The 22,063-nt window shown below is 69.0% G+C and carries 20 protein-coding genes; 12 read left to right on the forward strand and 8 right to left on the reverse strand.

Annotation, left to right across the window (positions count from 1 at the left end; all coding sequences use genetic code 11):
- Positions 1-209 precede the first annotated feature (209 nt).
- Positions 210-1,223 carry a ligase-associated DNA damage response exonuclease gene (locus AAC997_RS12170; protein ID WP_340645963.1) on the reverse strand — a complete coding sequence of 338 codons (1,014 nt, stop codon included), beginning with the start codon at positions 1,221-1,223 and terminating at the stop codon, positions 210-212.
- Between the two features lie 331 nt (positions 1,224-1,554).
- Here AAC997_RS12170 and AAC997_RS12175 point away from each other — a divergent pair, with 331 nt between their 5' ends.
- Both AAC997_RS12175 and AAC997_RS12180 read left to right on the forward strand, forming a co-directional pair.
- A complete protein-coding gene (locus AAC997_RS12175; RefSeq protein WP_340645964.1) occupies positions 1,555-1,998 on the forward strand; it encodes a PaaI family thioesterase in 444 nt (147 codons plus the stop codon).
- Entirely contained in the window at positions 1,995-2,411 is a 417-nt protein-coding gene (locus tag AAC997_RS12180; RefSeq protein ID WP_340645965.1) for a PaaI family thioesterase, read from the forward strand. Before AAC997_RS12175 ends, AAC997_RS12180 begins: the two co-directional genes overlap by 4 nt.
- On the opposite strand, the gene phnD is transcribed toward AAC997_RS12180, so the two are convergent.
- Positions 2,408-3,409, reverse strand: a complete 1,002-nt coding sequence (gene phnD, locus AAC997_RS12185; RefSeq protein ID WP_340645966.1) for a phosphate/phosphite/phosphonate ABC transporter substrate-binding protein — start codon at positions 3,407-3,409, stop codon at positions 2,408-2,410. The genes AAC997_RS12180 and phnD overlap by 4 nt on opposite strands.
- Before the next feature lie 117 nt (positions 3,410-3,526).
- On the opposite strand from phnD, the gene AAC997_RS12190 reads away from it, so the two are divergent.
- Positions 3,527-5,212 carry a lysine--tRNA ligase gene (locus tag AAC997_RS12190; protein WP_340645967.1) on the forward strand — a complete coding sequence of 562 codons (1,686 nt, stop codon included), beginning with the start codon at positions 3,527-3,529 and terminating at the stop codon, positions 5,210-5,212.
- A 5-nt stretch (positions 5,213-5,217) separates the two neighbouring features.
- Here the strand turns inward: AAC997_RS12190 and AAC997_RS12195 are convergent, their stop codons facing one another.
- Positions 5,218-7,668 (reverse strand): zinc-dependent metalloprotease, encoded by a 2,451-nt coding sequence (locus AAC997_RS12195; RefSeq protein WP_340645968.1) that lies wholly within the window; start codon positions 7,666-7,668, stop codon positions 5,218-5,220.
- Positions 7,669-7,822: 154 nt separating this feature from the next.
- On the opposite strand from AAC997_RS12195, the gene AAC997_RS12200 reads away from it, so the two are divergent.
- The 3 genes from AAC997_RS12200 to AAC997_RS12210 all read left to right on the forward strand — a co-directional run bounded on the left by AAC997_RS12200 (position 7,823) and on the right by AAC997_RS12210 (position 10,653).
- The gene (locus AAC997_RS12200; protein WP_340645969.1) at positions 7,823-8,296 is read left to right on the forward strand and encodes a MerR family DNA-binding transcriptional regulator; all 474 of its coding nucleotides are present in this window, start codon (positions 7,823-7,825) and stop codon (positions 8,294-8,296) included.
- Between the two features lie 93 nt (positions 8,297-8,389).
- Positions 8,390-10,177, forward strand: coding sequence for an acyl-CoA dehydrogenase C-terminal domain-containing protein (locus tag AAC997_RS12205; RefSeq protein WP_340645970.1), 1,788 nt, complete (start codon positions 8,390-8,392; stop codon positions 10,175-10,177).
- A gap of 2 nt (positions 10,178-10,179) precedes the next feature.
- The gene (locus AAC997_RS12210) at positions 10,180-10,653 is read left to right on the forward strand and encodes an OsmC family protein (protein ID WP_340645971.1); all 474 of its coding nucleotides are present in this window, start codon (positions 10,180-10,182) and stop codon (positions 10,651-10,653) included.
- On the opposite strand, the gene AAC997_RS12215 is transcribed toward AAC997_RS12210, so the two are convergent.
- Complete coding sequence (locus tag AAC997_RS12215; protein WP_340645972.1) at positions 10,650-11,735, reverse strand: 2OG-Fe(II) oxygenase; 1,086 nt, start codon at positions 11,733-11,735, stop codon at positions 10,650-10,652. The genes AAC997_RS12210 and AAC997_RS12215 overlap by 4 nt on opposite strands.
- Before the next feature lie 321 nt (positions 11,736-12,056).
- On the opposite strand from AAC997_RS12215, the gene AAC997_RS12220 reads away from it, so the two are divergent.
- The 3 genes from AAC997_RS12220 to AAC997_RS12230 all read left to right on the forward strand — a co-directional run bounded on the left by AAC997_RS12220 (position 12,057) and on the right by AAC997_RS12230 (position 16,041).
- Entirely contained in the window at positions 12,057-13,529 is a 1,473-nt protein-coding gene (locus tag AAC997_RS12220; RefSeq protein WP_340645973.1) for a DUF4118 domain-containing protein, read from the forward strand.
- The gene (locus tag AAC997_RS12225; RefSeq protein WP_340645974.1) at positions 13,526-14,215 is read left to right on the forward strand and encodes a response regulator transcription factor; all 690 of its coding nucleotides are present in this window, start codon (positions 13,526-13,528) and stop codon (positions 14,213-14,215) included. The genes AAC997_RS12220 and AAC997_RS12225 overlap by 4 nt, the downstream gene beginning before the upstream one ends.
- A 113-nt stretch (positions 14,216-14,328) precedes the next feature.
- On the forward strand, positions 14,329-16,041 hold the full coding sequence (locus AAC997_RS12230; RefSeq protein WP_340645975.1) for an ATP-binding protein: 1,713 nt from the start codon (positions 14,329-14,331) through the stop codon (positions 16,039-16,041).
- A gap of 16 nt (positions 16,042-16,057) precedes the next feature.
- Here the strand turns inward: AAC997_RS12230 and vsr are convergent, their stop codons facing one another.
- The 3 genes from vsr to AAC997_RS12245 form a co-directional block, all read right to left on the reverse strand.
- Positions 16,058-16,471, reverse strand: a complete 414-nt coding sequence (gene vsr, locus AAC997_RS12235; protein WP_340645976.1) for a DNA mismatch endonuclease Vsr — start codon at positions 16,469-16,471, stop codon at positions 16,058-16,060.
- 86 nt (positions 16,472-16,557) lie between these two features.
- On the reverse strand, positions 16,558-17,550 hold the full coding sequence (gene cysK, locus AAC997_RS12240; RefSeq protein WP_340645977.1) for a cysteine synthase A: 993 nt from the start codon (positions 17,548-17,550) through the stop codon (positions 16,558-16,560).
- Positions 17,551-17,783: 233 nt separating this feature from the next.
- Positions 17,784-18,920: a DNA cytosine methyltransferase gene (locus tag AAC997_RS12245; protein WP_340645978.1), complete on the reverse strand. Its 1,137-nt coding sequence runs from the start codon at positions 18,918-18,920 to the stop codon at positions 17,784-17,786.
- Between the two features lie 47 nt (positions 18,921-18,967).
- Here AAC997_RS12245 and AAC997_RS12250 point away from each other — a divergent pair, with 47 nt between their 5' ends.
- Entirely contained in the window at positions 18,968-19,435 is a 468-nt protein-coding gene (locus AAC997_RS12250) for a hypothetical protein (protein WP_340645979.1), read from the forward strand.
- Here AAC997_RS12250 and AAC997_RS12255 read toward each other — a convergent pair.
- Positions 19,432-19,563, reverse strand: coding sequence for a hypothetical protein (locus tag AAC997_RS12255; RefSeq protein ID WP_340645980.1), 132 nt, complete (start codon positions 19,561-19,563; stop codon positions 19,432-19,434). The genes AAC997_RS12250 and AAC997_RS12255 overlap by 4 nt on opposite strands.
- A 206-nt stretch (positions 19,564-19,769) precedes the next feature.
- Here AAC997_RS12255 and AAC997_RS12260 point away from each other — a divergent pair, with 206 nt between their 5' ends.
- Entirely contained in the window at positions 19,770-21,509 is a 1,740-nt protein-coding gene (locus AAC997_RS12260) for an amidohydrolase family protein (RefSeq protein ID WP_340645981.1), read from the forward strand.
- Between the two features lie 56 nt (positions 21,510-21,565).
- Positions 21,566-22,030 carry a BLUF domain-containing protein gene (locus tag AAC997_RS12265; RefSeq protein WP_340645982.1) on the forward strand — a complete coding sequence of 155 codons (465 nt, stop codon included), beginning with the start codon at positions 21,566-21,568 and terminating at the stop codon, positions 22,028-22,030.
- Positions 22,031-22,063: the final 33 nt, after the last annotated feature.

Genomic DNA, 22,063 nt, shown 5'->3' on the forward strand with positions numbered 1-22,063 from the left:
GCGCATAGGCCGCTGAGCTGTCGGCCACGGCGGCTGGGGTCATCATGGCTTCGGTGACGGGCGCGTCGCTGTCGGCCCGTTCGGCGGGCTTGGAGCAGGCGGCGAGAGTCAGACTGGCGGCAAGGAAAACAGCGACACGCATGGGCTCAAAGTCCTTCCGATCACGCCCCCATCGAGACGGTAACAGGTTCGTGATCACCCACAAGGTCCTAGCCGTCTTCCTCGTCATCGTCGTAGCCCACGAGGGCCAGCGCTCGCGCCGCGACCCCGTGAAGTTGGGCCCAGCGGGCCAGCGCCTCCTCGCGGCCGTGGGTGATCCACAGCTCACCAGGACGCAGTTCGTCCACCGTGGCGGTCAGCTCGTCCCAGTCGGCGTGGTCGGAGATCACCAGCGGCAGCTCCGTCCCCCGCTGGCGGGCCCGGGCCCGGACCTGCATCCAGCCCGAGGCGAAGGCCTGGACCGGATCGGGAAAACGCCGCGACCAGCGGTCCTGCAGGGCCGAGGGCGGGCCGATGACGATGGCGCCAGCGAAGTCCTGTTTCGTGGCCACGGTGGCGGGCTCCAGAGGACCCAGGTCGACACCATGATCCTCATAGAGCCGGTTCAGCCGTTCCAGGGCGCCGTGGACGAAGATCGGCCTGTCCCAGCCGGCCTCCCGCAGCAGGCGGATCACCCGCTGCGCCTTGCCCAACGCATAGGCCCCCACCAGGTGCGAACGCTCGGGGAACTGGGCGACCGAGCGCAGCAGCCGGGCGATCTCGCCACTGTCGGGCGGGTGGCGGAAGACCGGCAGGCCGAAGGTGGCCTCGGTGATGAAGACGTCGCAGGCGACCGGCTCGAAGGGTGGGCAGGTGGGATCGCGGCGGCGTTTGTAGTCACCCGACACCACCATGGTCAGGCCCTTCCAGGCCACCACCACCTGGGCGGATCCGAGGACGTGGCCGGCGGGAACAAGGGTCACCTCCACCTCGTCGCGGCGAACGGTCTGGCCGTAGGGCGCGGCCTCCGTCGCCGCGGCGAATTCGACCCCATAGCGCTCAGCCATGATCGCCAGCGTCTCCGGCGTGGCCAGCACGGCCCCGTGGCCGGCGCGGGCATGGTCTGCGTGGCCGTGGGTGATCACCGCCCGGTCCACCGGCCGCGTGGGGTCGATGTAAAAGTCACCGGGCGGGCAGTAGAGCCCTGCCGGGGTCGGGCGAAGCAGGGCTTCAGGCTTGATCATCACGGCCCCGGCTCCGGGAAAGCTAAACCTTGCGGGACTTTAATATTGTGAATTCAACGTCATGACCAAGACTTAACGGGTCTTTCGCCGGCCGCGCGCCTACACCGCCGCCCGAGACGAACGCACCTCCTCGCGCTTCGCTCCACCGGAAAGAAAACGTCATGCCCAACTCTTTGAATCTCGGCCGCGTCAGCGGTCTCGCCAGCCTCCTGATGGCCACCCTGCCGATGATCGCCATCGCTGTCGTCGCCGTCTCCGCAGGGCTTGTCGCGGGCTAAACCGACCTTGGGTCATCCTTGACCCTCGGGCGGGCCTGGCTCAAACCGGGCGCATGGACGCCACCGACGACCCCCTCCGCGATCAGGCCCGCCATATGGTGGAAACCGTGCCCCAGGCCGCCGCCCTGGGGTTCAGGCTGATCTCGGTGGGCGACGGTCGCGGCTCCATCCTGGTCCCCTGGCGGGCGCAGCTGGTGGGCGACCCCGCCACCGACGTCATCGCCAGCGGCGTCGTCACCTCACTGCTGGACCACTGCTGTGGCCTGGCGATCAACTCGTCGAAGGGCGAGCGCTTTCCCACCGCGACGCTCGACCTGCGCATCGACTACATGCGGGCCGCCGCACCGCGCGCCGACATCACCGCGCTCGCCCACTGCTACAAGATGACCCGGTCCATCGCCTTCGTCCGCGCCGAGGCCTGGGATGTCGACCCCGACGACCCCATAGCCACCGCCCAGGCCGCCTTCATCCTGCACGGCGCGAGCGCCCCGCGATGAGTGAGGCCAATGACCGTCTGCAGGGCTTCTTGACCTCCGTCCCCTACATCCAGTTCCTCGGCATGCGCTGCGAGCTGGCGGGCGACGAGATGACCGCCATCCTGCCCTTCGCCCCGCACCTGATCGGCAACACCATGCTGCCGGCCCTGCACGGTGGGGTCATTGGGGCCTTCCTGGAGATGACGGCCCTGGCCCAGCTCTCCGTGGTCCAGCACACCCCCAAGGTCCACAAGACCATCGACGTCACCATCGAGTACCTGCGCCCCGGCCGGGCGCTGACCACCTATGCCCGGGCCGACCTGCGCAAGGTGGGCCGCCGCATCGCCAATGTGACGGTGGAGGCCTGGCAGGAGGCGCGCGGCGCGCCGGTCGCCGCCCTGCGCGGACACTTCATGCTGAGCGGTGACGACTAGGGCTTCAGCGCCTTGGCTTCCACATGCACGGCCTCCAACGCCGCCTGGGCCGCAGCGATGGCGGCGGCGTCGCCGGTCTCCCTGGCCTGGGACAGTTGCTCGCTGGCCTCCATCTCGCGGACCGGCAGCAGGTGGGTGGCGTCGGCCCGCTTGAAGGGTCCGCTCTCGATGCGGCGCAGGTTGTCGCGCTGGCGCTCGGCCTCCGGACCGGACCCGACGCCGTAGGTGAAGAAGAAGCGGCTGATCTTGTCCTTCACCGCGGGGTCGAGGTCCTTGCGCCACAGCATGGGATCCTCGGGGATCGTGGGCGACGACCAGATGACTTTCAGATTGGCCAGGGTCCGCTTGCCGGCGTCGGTATGGTGTTGGGCCAGGCGGTCCATGGAGGCGGTATTGTTGGTGGCCGCGTCCAGCACCCCGTTGGCGACGGCGAAGAGGTTCGCCTCGTGGTTGGCCGAACGAACGGTCTTGAAGCAGGTTTCCGGCTTCAGACCCCGCGGCGAGAACAGGTAGGTCATGGGGGCCAGGGTGCCGGAGGTCGACTTCACGTCCCCCATGCCGAAGTTCAGGCTCCGGTCGCACCTGAGCAGCGTCTCCAAGGTCAGCCCGCTGGCCTTGCCGACGATGACCACCGCCTGGTAGCCGTCCTCGCCGCCGTCCGGCTTGGTGGTGCGGGCGAAAACCTCGCCACCTGAGCGGCGCACCGCCTCCAGCCCCGACTGATTGGTGAACCAGCCCACGTCGGTCTGCTTGAACCGCATGGCCTCGATCAGGGACGAGTAGTTGGAGCCGAAGAAGGGCTTGATGGTCAGGCCGGTGGCCTTTTCCATGTCGGCCAGGAAAGGCGCCCATTCGGCCGCCTGGGTGGAGGCCTTCTCCGTCGACATGATGGAGAAGTTGACGACCTTGGTGTCGGCAGGTTTCTCCGCCGGCTTGCCGCAGGCGGTGAGGAGCAGGGTCGAGGCCAGGAGGCCGGCGACCAGTTTGGAAGAGATCATCGACACACCTGACAAGACGTCCAATCCGCTGTTTCGCCCGTTCTTGTGACGCCTGTCCGACAGCGGCCAGCGAAAACGAGACTTGAGGTACGGCAGTTTGGGCGGTAACGCCCGCCCATGTCACTGCAAGGTCTTTCCCACCAAGCCCGAGAGGCCAAGAGCTGGCCCTTCGAACAGGCCCGCCTGCTGCTGGCGCGCATCCTGCGCCTGCGGCTCACCGACTCCGAGCGCGATCTGGCCGCCAGCCTGATCCATGAGGGCAAGGCGGCGGAAGCCGTCGCCACCTTCCCGGCCCTCAACAAGCCGGTGGTGTTCCAGTGCGGGTTCGGGGCCTCGGGCCTGCCGCACATGGGCACCTTCGGCGAGGCGGCGCGTCCGACCATGGTGCGCAACGCCTTCCGCGCGCTCACCGAGGACCAGGTCCCCACCAAGCTGATCGTCTTCTCCGACGACATGGACGGCCTGCGCAAGATACCCGACAACGTGCCCAACCGCGAAATGCTGGAGGCCGACCGCGACAAGCCGGTCAGCCGGGTGCGCGACCCGTTCGGCGAGTATGAGAGCTTCGCGCACCACAACAACGCCCGCCTACGCGCCTTCCTCGACGGCTTCGGCTTCGACTACGAGTTCATGTCATCCACCGAAACCTACCGGTCGGGCATGTTCGATGACGTGCTGACCCGCATGCTGGAGCGTTTCGACGCCGTCCAGGCGGTGATGCTGCCGACGCTCGGCGAAGAGCGCCGCGCCACCTACTCGCCCTTCCTGCCCATCAGCCCGATCAGCGGCAAGGTGCTGCAGGTCCCCACCCTGAAACGCGACGTCGCCAAGGGGACCATCGTCTTTGACGATCCCGACGGCGGCCGCACCGAAGTTCCGGTCACCGGCGGCCATGTGAAGATCCAGTGGCGTCCCGACTGGGCCGTGCGCTGGACCGCCCTGGAGGTCGACTTCGAGGCCTCGGGCAAGGACCTGATCGATTCCGTGCGGGTCTCCGACAAGCTCACCAAGGTGCTGGGAGGCACGCCCCCGGTGGCCTTCCACTTCGAGCTGTTCATGGACGAGAACAACCAGAAGATCTCCAAGTCCAAGGGCAACGGCCTGACCATGGAGGAGTGGCTGCGCTATGGCGCGCCCGAGAGCCTGGCCTATTACATGTACCAGTCGCCCAAGTCGGCGAAGCGCCTGTTCTTCGACGTCATCCCCAAGGCGACGGACGAGTACCTGCAGCAGCTGGACGCCTTCAACCGCGCGCGCGCCGACAGCAACGCCGTGGCCCTGGACAACCCGGCCTGGCACGTCCACCGCGGCGCGCCGCCCGAGCAGGGCTCGCCGGTCAGCTTCTCGCTGCTGCTGAACCTGGTCTCGGCCGCCGACGCCTCCACCAAGGACATCCTCTGGGGCTTCATCCAGAATTATATCCCCGGCGCGACCCCGGAGAGCCAGCCCCTGCTGGACCGCCTGAGCGACTACGCCATCAACTACTACGAGGACTTCGTGAAGCCCTCGAAGACCTTCCGCCTGGCCAATGACCAGGAGGCTGCGGCCATGGCCGACCTGGTGGCGCGGCTGAAGGCCCTGCCGGCCGGCGCCGACGCCGAGGCCATCCAGAACGAGGTGTTTGAGGCCGGCAAGGCTGCGGGCTTCGAACCCCTGCGCCTGTGGTTCACCGCCCTCTACGAAGTCCTGCTGGGCCAGAGCCAGGGGCCTCGCTTCGGGTCGTTCGCGGCGATCTTCGGCCTGGATCGGACCATCGCCTTGATCGAGAGCGGCTTGGCCGGAACCTTGGTGGCGAAGGCCTAGAGTCCTCAGTACTCGCCGTCATCCCCGATCGGCATGCCCGGCGGCACGGTGGGCTTGAGCTTCGGCGCTGCCAGCACCCGGGTCATCTCATCCTTGTCGGTGATCAGGCTGGCCAGACGCAGCCGATGCGCGCGCTCGGAGCCCTCGCCTGGCGCCGCCTTCAGCCGTGACGCCAGGTCGGCCAGCCGCTGGTCGATCTCCGCCGACACCGCCGGGGACGTCTCGGTCTTGCGCGACACCGCCGCCAGTTCGAGAACAGTGCGGGTCTGCACCCGCCGGGCGATCTCGGCGTCGCGGCCGGCCGCCGGGGCGAAGGCGGTGGCGATCAGCCGATCCAGCACCTCCCCCGCCCCGGGCAGGCGCGCGTCGCGCCGATGCTGTTCCACCAGCCGCTTCAGCCGATCGGGCGTGGTCAGCGTCCCGATGGTCAGGCTCGCGCCCACATCGGCGGCGGTCAGCGGATCGAAGACCGGCCCACCGTCGAACACCTCGATCTCGAACTGCCGGTCGTCGTCCCCGGACTGACCCGCCGAGAGCAAGGGGATCAGGGTCTCCGGCGTGTCCAGTTCCGAGGGCTTCAGGGTCGCCAGCACCGCGGCCAGCGCCGCCCGCTGCCGGGCCGCGGGCACGATGGGCGAGGCGTCATGGAGGTCGCCCTTCAGGCCATAGGGATATTCCACCCCGGCCACCTGCTTGGCGGCGGCCTCCAGCTGGTAGCGATGCAGCAGGTAGAGGGGCACATATTTGCGGCGCAGGTTGGCCATGGGCTCGCCGGCCTTCAGGGCGCTGGTTCCGAAGCGGTCGAGGGCGGCGCGGCGCACGGACATCATCCGGGTCAGTTCGGCGGTGGCGTCGGCGCCGTCATCCCACAGGCCGCCCCAGGGCTGGGCCGCGCCGGGCGGACGTGAGTCGCCGTCGGTGACGTAGCGGGCGCCGGAATCAGCCTCGGCCTTGGCCTTGGCGGCGAGGGCGGCTTCGCCCGCCTTGCCCGCTGGAACCTGGCCGTAGAGCCAGTCGACGATGAACCTATCCCAGGCGCCGAGACCCACGCCGTAGGCGTCCGACAGGTCGGGCTGTCCGGCGACCAGGGTCACGCGCGGGGCCGGATAGTCCATCACCGAGGCGCGGCCTTGCGTGCTGCCCGCGAAGTTGTGGGCAAAGCCCAGGGAATGGCCGACCTCGTGGGCGGCCAGCTGGCGCAGGCGGGCCAGCGAAACCTGGATCGGATCGTTCGGCCCGCCCGTGCCATTCTTGTCGGCGCCCACCAGGCCCTCGAAGATCAGCATATCCTGCCGTACCCGCAGCGCACCCAGCAGCACGCTGCCCTTGAGGATCTCCCCGGTGCGCGGGTCCTTCACCGACTGACCCACCGACCAGCCCCGCGTGGCGCGGTCCACCCAGTTGATGACGTTGTAGCGGACATCCAGGGGGTCGATCCCCTCGGGCAGGATCTCCACCCGATAGGCGTCCTGGTAGCCTGCCGCCTCGAAGGCCTGGGCCCACCAATAGGCGCCCTCCTTCAGGGCCGTGCGGATCGGCTCAGGCGCGGCGCGGTCGACATAGAAGACGATGGGCTTCTTCACGGGCGACTTGGCCGCCGTGGGATCGGTCTTCTCCAGGCGGAAACGATAGGCCATCTGACCGACGATCTCCTCCCCCAGCGGGGCGGCATAGTCGAGCACGACCCCGCCGAACACGCCTGCGCGCGGGTCGAACTTCCGCGTCTCGTAGCCGGGCTCCGGCAGCTTCACGAGGCTGTGGCGCACCTGGAGCGTGATCAGCTTGGCGTCCGGGGCGATGTTGCGACTCTCGCGGCCGGGCGTGTCGGACTGGTAGGTCTGGCGGGCCTCGAACTCCAGGTTCTCCGGGAAGACCTTCACCGCCGAAGGATCGGCCACGGAGAGGTCGGGGACCAGGCGATAGCCCTTCTCATCGGCCCCCTTCAGAGCGTCAGCCGCGCCCATGACGTCTCGGGTCAGGAAGCTTGCGATGTCCACCAGGATACGGCCGTCGGCTTGCGTCCCGGCCACGTCGCCGGCCCACACGGTGGAGGTGGCGAAGGCCTCGCGCGCGGCCGTCTGCTCGGGGGATGGGGCGCCGGCGGCGCGGAAGCGGGTGTTCTCGTACTCGGCGATCACCTTCCTGCCCAGCCGACGGAACACCAGCACCTGGGTCTCGCCGATGGCCGCGCGGTCCAGGCCCACCGGCGCCGAGCCCAGGCCGGTGCGCAGGGCCGTCAGATAGAGGAAGCGCCCGCTGACCCCATCGGCGTCCGGCGCCGGCAGGGAGAGCAGGATGCGACCCTTGGCCTTGTCCACATGAACCGGCAACAGACCGTCCTGGCGCTGGGTCCCCGCAGTGACCGCCGACCCCGGCGCGGGCTCTTCCCTGGCGCTCGCCGGCGCCCCCGCCAGAAGGGCCAGCGCCACCGAGCAAAGCCATGCAACGCGCGCCATCGAAACCGCCCCCTGTTGAGGCGCCAAGCCTAAGGGTCCCGGCGCCGATCACAAGCCTGCGATGGTCGCAAAGGTGATCAACGATCATGTTGACGTTAACGGAACTCAGGCTTACGCTTTGGGAAACCAAAAGGGGTCGAGGGAGGACATCCAAATGCCCATGGAACTTCGCCGTCCGGCGCGCACCTTCACCATCCGTCAGTTGTGCCTGGAATTTAAGTGCACGCCCCGCGCCCTGCGCTTCTACGAGGACAAGGGTCTGCTGGCCCCGGCCCGCGACGGCATGAACCGGGTCTATTCCTATAAGGACCGTGGTCGGCTCCAGTTGATCCTCAACGGCAAACGGGTGGGTCTGGCCCTGGCCGAGATCGGCGAGATCCTCGACCTCTATGACCTGAACGACGGCGGCGCGGCCCAGAACATCAAGTCGCTCACCAAGTTCCGCGAGCGGATCGTCGCCCTGGAAGCCCAGCGCCAGGACATCGACAAGGCCATCGACGAGCTTCGCTCCGGGTGCGACGCCCTTGAGGCTCAGCTTTCCCGCACCCGCCCCGACCTGCTGCCCCGCGCGGCCGACTACGATCAGGTCCTGCGCGAGCGGCTCGGCGACCTCGAACACGCCAAGTAGAACCTCGGCGCTTCGCGCCGGCGGCAAACCTCAGCTATATCTTTGAAGGGCTTCCGACGCGTCGGGAGCCCTTTGATCTTTCCCGGAGCGGACATGACCTACCAGCCCCCCGTGCGCGACCACGCCTTCCTGCTCCGCGACGTGCTGCAGATCGAGAAGTACGCCGACCTCCCGGCCTTCGCCGACGCCTCCATGGATGTGGTGGAGCAGATCATCGACGAGGCGGGCCGCTTCACAGCTGAGGTCCTCGCCCCCCTGAACGCCGTCGGCGACAAGGAGGGCTGCACCTGGCGCCCCGACAACACGGTCACCACGCCGAAGGGTTTCAAGGAGGCCTACGCCCAGCTCGTCGCGGGCGGCTGGCCGGCGCTGGGGGCGGAGCCCGCCTATGGCGGCCAGGGCCTGCCCCATGTGGTGAACCTGTCCTTCTCGGAGATGAGCTCCTCGGCCAACATGGCCTTCTCCATGTACCCGGGCCTGACCCACGGCTGTTATTCGGCGATCCTCAACGGCGGGTCCGACGAACAGAAGAGCCTCTACCTGCCCAATCTGGTCTCCGGCAAATGGGGTGGGACCATGAACCTGACCGAGCCCCAGTGCGGCACGGACCTCGGCTTGCTGCGCACCAAGGCGGTTCCGCAAGGCGACGGCAGCTACAGGATCTCGGGCCAGAAGATCTGGATCTCGGGCGGCGAGCACGACATGGCCGAGAACATCATCCACCTGGTCCTGGCCCGAATTGAGGGCGCGCCCGGCGGCGTGCGGGGCATCAGCCTGTTCATCGTGCCGAAGTTCATTCCGGACGCCGAAGGCAAGCCGGGCGCCCGCAACAGCGTCTTCTGCGCCGGCCTCGAAGAGAAGATGGGTATCCACGGCAACGCCACCTGCGTCATCCAGCATGAGGAGAGCACCGGCTGGCTGGTGGGGACCGAGAACCAGGGCCTGCGGCTGATGTTCGTGATGATGAACGAGGCTCGCATCGGGGTCGGCCTGCAGGGCGTCGCCCAGGCCGAGGCCGCCTATCAGGCCGCCGCCGAATTCGCCAAGGACCGCCTGCAGGGCCGCTCGCTTACCGGCCCCAAGAACCCCGATGGCCCGGCCGACCCGATCATCGTCCATCCCGACGTGCGCCGCATGCTCATGGACAGCCGCGCCGTCATCGAGGCCGGGCGCGCCTTCCTGTTCTGGACCGCCCTGCACGGGGACCTGGCCCATGCCAGCCCCAACGAGGCGGTGCGCCAGAAGGCCAATGATTACATGGCGCTTATGACCCCGGTGGTGAAGGGCTTTCTCACCGACAAGGGGCTGAAGGTCTGTTCCGACGCCCTGCAGATCCACGGCGGCTCCGGCTTCACCGAGCACTTCCCGGCCAGCCAGTACATGCGCGATGTCCGTATCGCCCTGATCTATGAGGGCACCAACGGCGTCCAGGCCCTGGACCTGGTTGGCCGCAAACTTGCGGCGGACGGCGGCCGGGCGGTGATGACCTTCTTTGCAGAGATCGACGCCTTCGTGGAGGCCAACGAGGGCGACCCGGCCCTGGCGCCCTTCACCGAGGGCCTGGCCGACGCCAAGGCCAAGCTGCAGGAGGGCACCATGTGGCTGATGCAGAATGGGCTGATGAACCCCGACAATGCCGGGGCCGCGTCCACCGACTACATGCACCTCTTCGGACTCACGGCCCTGGCCTATATGTGGGCCCTGATCGCCAAGACCGCCCAGGCCAAGATCGCCGCCGGCGACACCGATCCCTTCTACGCCACCAAGCTGACCGTGGGCCGTTACTACATGCAGCGGGTCCTGCCCGACGCCGGCGCTCACCTTGCCAAGCTGATGACCGGCTCGGAGCTGATGATGGCCCTGCCGGCGGAGGCCTTCTGAGGATGGCCAAATATGTCGCCGAGGTCCTCTGGACCCTCAAGGACGGCGAGGATTTCCTGAAGGGCCGCTACAGCCGTGGTCATAGCCTGGCCTTCGACGGCGGGATCGAGGTCCCGGCCTCGGCCTCGCCGCACGTGGTGGGCAGGTGGGCGGTGGAGGCCGCGGTCGATCCGGAGGAGATGCTGGTGGCCGCGCTCTCCAACTGCCACATGCTGACCTTCCTGCACCGGGCCCGGCTCGCGGGCTTCCTGGCGGTCCGCTACGAGGACGCGGCCGAGGGCGTCATGGAGGAGATCGCGCCCGGTCGCCTGGCCCTGACCAAGGTCTGGCTGCGGCCCGTCATCACCTGGCAGGGCGCCGCCCCCGACGCCGAGCAGCTCGCGCAGCTGCACCACGAGGCCCACGACGAATGCTACATCGCCAATTCGGTGAAGACGCAGGTCGTCGTGGAGGCGCGCGCGCCCAACGACAGCTAGGCCGGCTGGGGCGCAGTCGCCTGGGTTTGCGGAGCCGGCGCGGCGGCCAGGAACCCCAGGTTCGCCTCACGGATCTTGGCGGCGACCTCGTCATAGAAGAACGGCAGGAAGGCGTAGCGCTTGCCCTTGGTCACCGGGGTCGCCTCGTGCAGCAGGGAGCAGGAGAACACCACCGCCCCGCCGGTGGGCGGCCGGTAGGTGCGCCCAGGAAAGGCCGGGAAACGCAGGTCGCCGCCCTCGAACTCCTCGGCGTTGAGGTTGATGGAGCAGGCGAAGCGGCGGTGCGCCGTGCCCTTGGTGGTATTGTCGCGATGGGGCTGGAAATAACCCCCTTCACGGGCGTCGTAGCAGGCGACGATGTAGCGTTCCATGCGGGTCGCCTTGAACTGGAAGGCCGCCTCGATCTCCGGCAGCAGGCGCGTCCCCAGCCGAGCGCGCAGCTCGGCCTGAATTTCCGGGTCTGACACGATGGCGTCGCGCCGGCGCTTGAAATTGTCCAGCACCCCGACGGTCTTGCCATCCACCTCGCGCATCACCCCTGACGCCGTGCCGCCATCTGCCTCATAGATGTCGATCAGCCGTCGGCAGAGTTCGGGCTCGAAGATCCTGGGGGCCACCAGCACCGGCGCGCAGAGTTCGGTCCCTGCATGCCGTTCCGGAGGCGGCAGGGTGGCCACGGCGGCGAAGAACCGCTCGCTCTCGGCGGGCCCGTCGGCCCAGAACTGGATGCGCAGAGACGGGTCGATGAGCACCCAGCGCCCGCGCTCGGCCCCGTCGTCATCCAGGGCGCCATAGAGACGGCTGATCGCGCCGTCTGCGTCGAGGAACCAGCGCAGGCCGCCACCTTCCTCGGACTGACCGAAGAGACCTTCGTCCCGCAGCACGCCGAAGGCCCGCAGGCGGTTGTCGCCGAACAACCGCCGATGCGCGTTGATGCTGGCCAGCATGGCCTCGCGCGCCACCAGATCCTGGGGCAAGAAGGCCAGCAGGATATAGGCGCCGCCCTGGCTGGCGAAGACGAAATTCGGGTTGGCCCGCGACGGCGCTCCGAACATCGGGGCGGGACGGCCGACCCCGATCACCAGAGATGCTCCACAGCTGGGGCGAGGCCGAGGATCAGGGCGACGACGGCTGCGACGATCAGAGCGGCGATGGCGGTGAAAATCATGGCAAGGTCCGTGGACGACGCCGCCAGATGGCCGCCATGTCCTCACCCCGCCAAGCATAAAAAGCTTATAAGTCTCAGGGCCATAACCGGCCTATAATTGGAGACTGTGGTGTTGCGCGGCATCTTCGGCGCGCTCGGAGCCCCCCACCGGGCCGCGTCGGCGCCGCGCCTAGCCTGTACCGCCTCCTGGTCCCTCAATGGGCCCGGCCGGCGCCGACGCTATCCTGGAGCACGCGTGACGTCACCCAAGCTGAAAGACGTGAAGGGTCCCTGGCGCTACCTCGCCGCGCTGGGCGTGGTGATGGCTGCGACCCTGATCGCCGAGTTGCTTTACCGGGTGTTGGAAACCACCCGGCTTTCCATGATCTTCCTGGCGGGCGTGCTGGTGGCCGCGGTCTGGCTAGGCTCGGGGCCGGCCTATGTGGCCGCCGCCGCCGCCTTCCTGATCTATAATTTCTACCTGGTGGATCCGCGCTTCACCCTGACCTTCGGCAGCGCCGAGGACGTCATCGTCCTGGCTGTGTTCCTGATCGTGGCCATGCTCACCGGCAGTCTCGCCGGGCGCGTGCGCGACGAGGCCCGCCGCGCCCAGGACCGGGCGCGCACCACCGCGGCCCTGCTGGAAGCCAGCCGCGCCTTCGGCGCCTCCATCGGCGAGGAGGCCGTTCGCGAACGGCTGGCGACCCACCTCGCCGAAGCCGCCAAGGGCGAGGCGGTGATCTGGGACGGCTCGCGGGCGCTTACCCACCCGGCGGGCGTCGCCCCGCCGGCCGACCTGATCGCCGACGTCGAGGCCCCGGCCGACAGCGTCCTGACCATCGCCGGCGGCGACTGGCGCGCCCGGCCGCTGCGGGCCGGGGATGAACGGCTGGGGGTGGCCGCCTGGCGGCCGCTGGGGCCGGAGGCGCCGGAGGCCGAGGAGGCCTCCCTGATGGACGTGCTGGTCGACCTGGGAGCCGGCGCCCTCGTCCGCGCCCGACTGTCCGAGGGCCAGGCGGAGATCCAGGCCCTGGCCCGCACCGAACAGCTTCGCAACGCTCTGCTGTCCTCCATCTCCCACGACCTGCGCACACCGCTGGCGGCCATACTGGCCTCGGCCTCCAGCCTGAAGGAATTCGGCGGCCAGTTTCCGCCGGAAGTGCGCGACGACCTGCTCGCCACCATCACCGAAGAGGCCGAGCGGCTGAACCTGTTCGTCGCCAACCTGCTGGACATGACCAAGCTGGATGGCGGCGCCTTGCAGGTGGACAGCAGTCCCTTCAGTGTGCGCGAGGTGATCGATCGCCTGACCACCCGTCTGACGCGCCGCCTGGGCGCCCGGCGGCTGGTGACGCAGATGGGCGTTGGCGGCCTGATCGCCAGGGGCGATCCCGTCCTGTTGGAACAGGCCCTGAGCAATGTGCTGGAGAACGCCATCCGCTTCAGTCCCGACGGCAGCGAAATCGCGATCAGCGTCCAGGGCGGCGCCAGCGTGCGGATCGAGGTCACCGACGCCGGCCCCGGCGTTCCCGAGGCCGAGCTCGACCTGATCTTCGAGAAGTTCTACCGCGCGGCCCATGCCGCCAAGCACAGCCAGGGCACAGGACTTGGTCTCTCCATCGCGCGCGGTCTGACGGAGGCGATGGGCGGGGCCGTCAACGCCAGGCCCCGCGCCGACGCGCCTGGCCTGGTGGTGGCCTTGCGCCTGCCCGGCGAGGCGGCGGCATGAGCGGCGAGCGCCTGCTGCTGGTGGACGACGAGCCCCAACTGATCCGCGCCCTGCGCCCGGCGCTCGGGGCGGCGGGCTACGAGGTGACCACCGCCGAGAGCGGTCAGGCGGCCCTGTTGCAGATGGCCCGCGAGCCCACCGATGTCGTGATCCTGGATCTCGGCCTGCCCGACCTGGACGGCAAGGAGGTGATCCGGCGGATCCGCGAATGGTCCGACGTGCCGATCCTGGTGCTGTCGGCCCGGGACTTGGAGTCCGAGAAGATCGCCGCCCTCGACCTCGGCGCCGACGACTTCGTCAACAAGCCGGTGGGGGTGGGGGAACTGCTGGCGCGAATTCGCGCCGCCCTGCGCGGCCGCGAGCGCCGCTTCGCCTCCCACGCTCACCTGAAGTCCGGCGAGCTGGAGATCAATTTCGCGTCGCGCGAAGTGACCCTGGAGGGCGACGATGTGCGCCTGACCCCCCGGGAATACGATCTGGTCCGCACCCTTGCCCGTCACGCCGGGCGGGTGGTGACGCACAAGCAGTTGATCGCTGCGGTCTGGGGGCCCGAAGCCAATGTCGACGCCCAGTTCGTCCGTGTCCTGGTTGGCCAGGTCCGAACCAAGCTGGAGGCCGATTCCGGCTCGCCGAAGATCCTGCTGACCGAACCCGGCATCGGCTACCGGCTGCGGGCCGAGGACTAGCGAGTCAGCTTCAGGTCGAAGTTCGACGTTCGAATACCGCCGGTTTACGAATGGTTATGCCCGCTGTCGTAGCGTCACCTGCGGAGGGGGCGTTCGAGCCCCCAGGGGGCATCGTGAAAACCGGACCTGATCTCGGCTTGGCCAAGACCATGCTCTCGCGCCGTAACGGCCTGCGCACCCGCATGATGTTCTCCGCCATCTACGCCCTGGCCTTCGCCCCTGTCGCCGGCTGGGCGCCCTCGGCCGTGTGGATCGCCGCCTACAGCCTGCTGCAGGCCGCCGAGTACTATCTTTTCGCCTCCGAGCGGGCGCGGGCGCGGCCCGTGCGGGACGTTCTGGCATTGGTCATGCTGGCGCTGAATTCGGTGGTCTATGGGTCTCTGGCCGTGCTGGCCATCCTGAGCAAGGGCCCGTGGGGTCTGACCTGCGGCGGCCTGTTCCTGGCGGGCGCCGTGCTCAACACCGTGGTCACCAACCAGCGGTCCCAGGCGGCCTATGTCGCCTCCATGACCCCCTTCGGCGTCTATCTGCTGATCACCGCGGCCCTGGCCTGGATGATCAGCGGAACCTCCACCTATGGCGTGGCCGTGGGCATTGTGGGCGTGCTGCTGGTCTTCTCCTCCACAATCCTGTGGCGCGCCGCCGCCGACGGCATCGAGAGCCAACGCCGGGCGCGGGAGGAAGCCGAGCGGGGCCGCCGCGCCGCAGAGGCCGCCGCCGACGCCAAGTCCGCCTTCATCGCCATGGTCAGCCATGAATTGCGCACCCCCATCAGCGCCATCCTGGCCGGGGCCGAGGCCATCGAACGGCGGGGCGGCAAGGACGCCGCCGACGGCGCCCTGATCGCCGAGAGCGGCCGCATGATGCGCACCCTGCTCAACGACCTGCTGGACCTCTCCAAGATGGAGGCGGGCCGGATGAGGGTGGAGGTCATCGCCTTCGACCTGTCGGCCCTGGTGGCCGACACCACCGGCTTCTGGCAAGCCGAGGCGGAAAAGAAGGGCCTGGTTCTGGAACGCCTGGGGCTGGAGACCCTCCCGGGCTCCGTGGCCGGCGATCCGACGCGGCTGCGCCAGATTCTCAACAACCTGATCTCCAACGCCATCAAGTTCACACCCTCGGGCGCCGTCGCCCTGACCGTCACCTGCGAGGACGCCGCCTATCGCTTTTCGGTGTCCGACACCGGCCGAGGCATGACGCCGGAGGAGCTGGGGCGGCTGTTCGCGCCCTTCGAGCAGGGCCAGGTGTCCACCGCCCGGACCCATGGCGGCACCGGCCTGGGCCTCTCTATCAGCCGCGAGCTGGCCCGCCTGATGGGGGGCGACCTCACCGCGCAGAGCGAGTCCGGCAAGGGCGCTGTCTTCACCCTGGCCATCGACCTGGCCAACGCCGCCGAGGCGGTCGCACCCGACCTGGCCGACGTCGCCGAAGTCCGGGTGCTGGTGGTGGACGACCACGAGATCAACCGCCGCGCCGTGGCCCTGATGCTGGAACCCTTCGGCGTCGAGCTCACCGCCGCGTCCTCGGCCGCCGAAGGCCTTGAGCTCGCCGCCGCCGCCCCGTTCGACGTCATCCTGATGGACGTCTACATGCCGGAGATGGACGGCCGCGAGGCTTGCCGCCGGCTGCGCAGCCTCCCAGGCCCGAACCAGTCCACCCCCGTCATCGCCTGCACCGCCTCGGGCAGCGATCAGGACTGGGCCGACTGCATCGCCGCCGGCATGACCGACCACGTCGCCAAACCGATCGATCCGGGCGCCCTGACCGCGGCGATCGCGCGGGTGCTGGCGGAGTCCGAGGCCATGCCGGACGAGGCGGCCGCCTGACCACTCCCGCTCGCCTTCAAAGGGCGCGGAGAAGCGCCTCCAGCCGCGCGCTCAACACCGCGGCGTCCTTCAGATCACACTCCCAGATCGTCTCCACCCGCCAGCCCAGTCCCGCCAGGGCCTCGCGGGCTGCGGCGTCCCGCGCGCGGTTACGCCCGACCTTGGCGACCCAGTAGTCGCGGTTGGCCTTGGGCACGCGGGCCCCTCGCGCGCAGTCGTGACCATGCCAGAAGCAGCCGTCAACGAAGATCGCCAACCGCCGGCCGGGCAGCACGATGTCGGGTGACCCCGGCAGGTCCTTGCGGTGCAGGCGGTAGCGGGCGCCCAGGGCGGTCAGGGCCTTGCGCACCTTGATCTCCGGCGCGGTGTCCTTGCCCTTGACCCGGGCCATCACCGCCGAGCGCTTCTCCGGGCTATAGACATCGGTCATGGCCTCAGACTCCTGGCGCGCCAGGGCCGGGAGCGTGGCCGCCGAGCGAGATGCCGGGGCCCGCCACGCTGTGAACTCCAGAAGCTCTACAGGCCGTCGAACAGGGCGGTGGAGAGATAGCGTTCGGCGAAGCTCGGGATGATGGCCACCACGGTCTTGCCGGCGAAGTCGTCGCGCGACGCCACGTCGAAGGCCGCGGTCAGGGCCGCGCCCGAGGAGATGCCCACCGGGATGCCCTCTTCGCGCGCCACACGGCGGGCCATGGCGAAGCTGTCATCATTGGAGACCTGGATGATCTCGTCGATCACCCCACGGTCGAGGATCGAGGGCACGAAGCCCGCTCCGATGCCCTGGATCTTGTGCGGGCCGGGCTTGCCCCCCGACAGGATCGGCGAGGCCTCGGGCTCGACGGCGATCATCTTCAGCGACGGCTTGCGGGCCTTCAGAACCTGGCCGATCCCGGTGATGGTGCCGCCGGTGCCGACCCCGGAGATCACCGCGTCTACGGCGCCGGCCGTGTCGTTCCAGATTTCCTCGGCGGTGGAGACCCGGTGGATCAGCGGATTGGCGGCGTTGTCGAACTGTTGAGGCATGACGGCGCCCGGCGTGGCGTCCACCAGCTCCTTGGCCCTGGCCACCGCGCCGGCCATGCCGCGTTCGGCCGGGGTCAGTTCCAGTTTGGCGCCCAGGATCAGCAGCATCTTGCGCCGTTCGATGGACATGCTTTCCGGCATGACCAGGGTCAGCTTGTAGCCCTTCGACGCCGCCACGAAGGCCAGCGCGATGCCGGTGTTGCCGCTGGTGGGCTCGATGATGGCGCCGCCGGGCTTGAGGATGCCGCGGGCCTCCAGGCTCTCGATCATCGCCACCCCGATGCGGTCCTTCACCGAACCGATCGGATTGAAGAACTCCAGCTTGGCCAGCACCGTCCCCTTGGGCTTCAGCGCCTTGGTGAGGTTGGGCAGGGCCACCAGCGGGGTGTCGCCGATCGTGTCGATGATGGAGTCGTAGATCTTGCCCCGGCCGGCGCGCTTGTAGCGGGCGGCGTCATAGGCGGAGGTGTCGGCGGCGTCGGCCATGGGTCTGCTCTCTGGTGGGACGGGCCGAACCTAAACCCGTCGCCGGGATTTGGAAGGGAGCATCTCGCCCAGTCGCCAGGAGGTTTTCTAACAATAGCCGCTCATCCCGGCGAAGGCCGGGATCCAGGTGAAATCCACGAGGCTCTCATGAAGTCCAGGGGTGGAGACGGGGATCAACCCGATCGGCTCCGGATGAATCTGGGTCCCGGCCTTCGCCGAGATGAGCGGGGTGATTACTCCGCCGCCAGCACGGCCGGGGTCCCGTCCAGCAGCGGCTCCAAGATATTGGCCGCCAGCCATCGCACCGCCGGGACCGCGACGCCGTCGCCGATCACATGCAGGGCCGAGGTGGCGGCCTTGGGAAGCTGGTAGGTTTCGGGCAGGCCCATCAGCCGGGCGCCCTCTCGGGGGCTGAGCAGTCGGGTGCGCACACAGCCGCCCTCCACCACCACCAGGGTCTGGCGCGAGGAGCCGCCACGTGGCGTCCGCAGACATCCGGCCAGGCCGTCGAACCTCGCCTCGGCGCGCTGCACCCGCACCCCGTTCTCCACCCGCATGCGGCGGAACAGGCCACCCACGGCGCGTTGGCCCGAGACCTTGAGGGCGTCGAGCCGGGCGCGATGCAGGGGCGCCATCAGGGCCACCAGGTCTTGGGTGCGGGCCGGCGTGTGCCAGGTGACCCCATCGTCGGGTTCGAGCAGGCTGGCCAGGCTGCTGTTGCGGGCGCCCGGCGCCGCCCCACGCCACCAGATCCATCGGGCGGCCAGGTCAGAGGGCAGCCGGGCATGAGCCTCGCGCACCAGCCGGGTGTGGAAGGGACCGTCACCGATCAGGCCCAGCGGCACGGGCGCCAAGGTCGCCACCACGAAGACCCGGGGCCGCGACTGGGGCAGGAAGCGCGCGGCGTCGATCTCCAGAGCCCCGAAGCGATAGCCCTGGTCCGCCAGGGCCGCACACAACGCGGTGAAGTCGGCGCCGCAGGTCAGCAGGCCCGAGACGTTCTCGATGACGATGGTGCGGGGCGCGCGACCTTCGGCGGCCAGCGCCTCCATCAATCGCCAGAACCCGAAGAAGGCCGAGGAACGTCCGCCGGTCAGGCCGGCGCGCGCGCCGGCCAGGCTGAAATCCTGGCAGGGGGACGAGGCCCAGGCCAGGTCGGCGCGGCCAGGCAGGTCGCCGGCCTCCAGCTTCCAGACGTCGCCCTGTTGGAAATGCATGTCGGCATCGGCATGGTTGGCGCGGTAGGTGGCCGACTTCACCGCATCGAAGTCGTTGGCGAAGGCGCAGGTCCAGGCCTCGCCCAGCCCGAGGCGGGCCATGCCGCCGCCGGCGAAGAACTCATAGAAGGTGCGTGGGGCGTTCCGACTCATCGCCGATGAGTCTAGCCTGCTTCAGCCTCTGGGAAAGGATCGCCGCCATGCGTTCAATCGTCCTCACCGCCGTGTCTCTGCTCATCCTGACGGCCTGCGCGCCCCAGGCCCCCGACGGGGCCGCCGCGCCGCCGCCTGCCGATGCGCCGGCCACGGCCCCGGCGCCCACCCCGCCGGTGGCCTCGCCGATCCCGGAAGAGTTCTCCGGCGACATGGATGCGCGCGGCACCGAACCCTTCTGGGGGCTGCAGATCCGCGGCACCCAGATCACCCTGCAACGCCCCGACCACCCTGCGGCGGTGGGACCCAATCCGGGTCTGGTGATGAAGGATGGCAAGGCCGTTTGGGAAAGCCAGGCCGGGACCGACCGGCTGGTGGTGACGCTCAGCCTGGAGCCCTGCTCCGACGGCATGTCGGACCTGAAGTACGCCTATGCCGCGCAGGTGGTGCTGGGAACCGAGACCCTGAAGGGCTGCGCCGGCAAGACCGGCGCCATGCCGAGGGAAGGCGGCTAGCCTGCGCCGAGCGTCATGGTGGCGATTTGCGACTCGCCGCCCGCGGCAGGCTTGTGCCCGGTGGGCAGGGCCATGCCGACAAGCGCGGCGGCGAGGGTGGCGGCGGCGAAGAAGGCTTTGAGCGCCATGACGGGTCCTCCCGAACCCAGTTGATCTGTTGCCAACAGCCTAGCTTGGCGGCGGTTAATGCATCGAGAAAACCCGCCGCAATTTCGCCGGTTCCCTTAATCAATCCTTACCTGCCCTGGCCCCTGCCCTCGCGGCGCCCTTGACCAGGCGGCCCCGGCGAGCGCCCAATTCTCTCCAACGACAGGAAGACGAGAGGGAGGCCGCCATGGAGCGCGCCTGGGACGTGGTGATCCGCAACGGCCGGGTGGTCGATGGCTCGGGCGGCGAGCCCTATGCCGCCGACGTGGCGATCAAGGACGGCCTGATCGTCCAGGTGGGCGAGGTCCGGGGCCGTGGCGCCGACGAGATCGACGCCGGCGGCAAGCTCGTCACGCCGGGTTTCGTCGACATCCACACCCACTATGACGGCCAGGCCACCTGGGACAGCCACATGCAGCCGTCGGCCTGGCATGGCGTGACCACCGTGGTGATGGGCAACTGCGGGGTGGGCTTCGCGCCCTGCAAGCCCGCCGACCACGATCGGCTGATCCGGCTGATGGAAGGCGTCGAGGACATCCCCTTCCCGGTGCTGACCCAGGGCTTGCCCTGGAACTGGGAGACCTATCCCGACTATCTCGACAGCCTGGCGGGCCGCAGCTTCGACGTCGATATCGGCAGCCAGCTGCCCCACGCGGCCTTGCGGGTCTATGTGATGGGCGAACGCGGGGCCAACCGTGAGGACGCCACCGAGGCCGATATCGCGGCCATGGCGGCCATCGCCAAGGTCGCCATGGAGGCCGGCGCGCTGGGCTTCTCCACCTCGCGGACCCTCAACCATCGCACCAGCGACGGCCAGCCGACCCCCACCCTGACGGCTTCCGAGGCTGAGCTGACCGGCATCGCCATGGGGCTGGCGGCGGCCGGCAAGGGGGCCCTGCAGTTCGTGTCGGACTTCAACGATCCGGCCGCGGAATTCGCCATGCTGCGGCGGATCGTCGAGGCCTCGGGGCGGCCGCTGTCCTTTTCCCTGGTGCAGAACCCCCGCCAGCCGAGGCAATACGAGTTCCTGCTGGACCAGCTGCGCGAGGCCAGTGAGGCCGGCCTGCAGATGCGGGCCCAGGTTGCGGGGCGTCCCGTGGGCATCCTGTTCGGACTGGAGCTAACCCTCAATCCCTTCACCAGCCGGCCCAGCTACCAGGCCATCGCCAAGGCGCCGCTGGCCGAGCGGGTCGCCAGGCTCTCCGATCCCACCTTCCGCGCCGAGCTGTTCGCCGAGGGCGCGGCGGCTGATCCCGCCTTCGCCGCCAACATGACCCGCAACTGGGGGATCATGTTCCTGATGGGTGACACCCCCGACTACGAGCAGACCGCCGACCGCACCATCGCCGCCCTGGCCGCGGAGCAGGGTGTGACGCCGGAGGAACTGGCGCTGGATCACATGCTGTCGAACGGCGGGCGGGGCATGCTCTACCTGCCCTTTCTCAACTATGCCGACGGCTCCCTGGACCCCAGTTTCGAGATGCTGATCCATCCCGACACCGTTCCCGGCCTGTCGGATGGCGGGGCCCATGTGGGGATGATCTGCGACGGCAGCTTCCCCACCTCCAACCTCACCCACTGGACCCGGGACCGCACGCGGGGGCCCAAGCTGTCCCTGGCCAGCATGGTCAAGATGCAGACCCGCGACACCGCCGAGGCGGTGGGTCTGTTCGACCGGGGCCTCATCGCGCCGGGCTACCGGGCCGATATCAACATCATCGACTATGGACGCCTGACCCTGAAATCGCCCTCGGTGGCCTACGACCTGCCGGCCGGCGGGCGGCGGCTGATCCAGCGGGCCGACGGCTATGTCGTCACGATCGTGGCGGGCCAGGTCACCTATCGCGACGGCGAACCCACCGGCGCCCTGCCCGGTCGGCTGTTGCGCGGCAGTCAGATGGCGCCGGCGGCCATGGCGGCGGAGTAGGGTAGTCGACACAGCGCCTTCAGAGGCTTTTAAACCCATTCGGTTAGACAGGAGTCATGTCGCATGAAATCTCCAGCAGCCGTACGCTGCACCGCCTGATCTATGCCAGCCGGCAGGCCTTCGCCGCGGACATGAATCCCGACGACGAAATCGACGCCCTGATCCGAGCCTCGATCCGCAACAACCGCGCGGCGTCCATCACCGGCCTGCTGCTGGTGCATGACGGCTGGTTCGTCCAGACCCTGGAAGGTCCCGCCGAGGCGGTGATGACCACCTATCAGCGCATCCTCAATGATCCTCGCCACAGGGAGAGTCGCGTGGTCTCGGCCGGTCCCGCCAGCGGTCGTGAGTTCGGCGACTGGAACATGTGCGCCCGCCGCTTCAGCGCCGCCGACGACGCCATCCTCGACACCCTGGCCCAGCGCCAGGCCTTCGATCCGGCCAAGCTGACGGACCGGTCGGCCCTGCGCCTGCTGAAGGCCGTGCGCGGGATCCAGGATCGCACGGCTCTGAGCGCTTAAGCGCTCTACACCCCTTCGCTTAGAGGACGACGC

The organism is Phenylobacterium sp. (genome assembly GCF_037968635.1).
Lineage (GTDB): Bacteria > Pseudomonadota > Alphaproteobacteria > Caulobacterales > Caulobacteraceae > Phenylobacterium.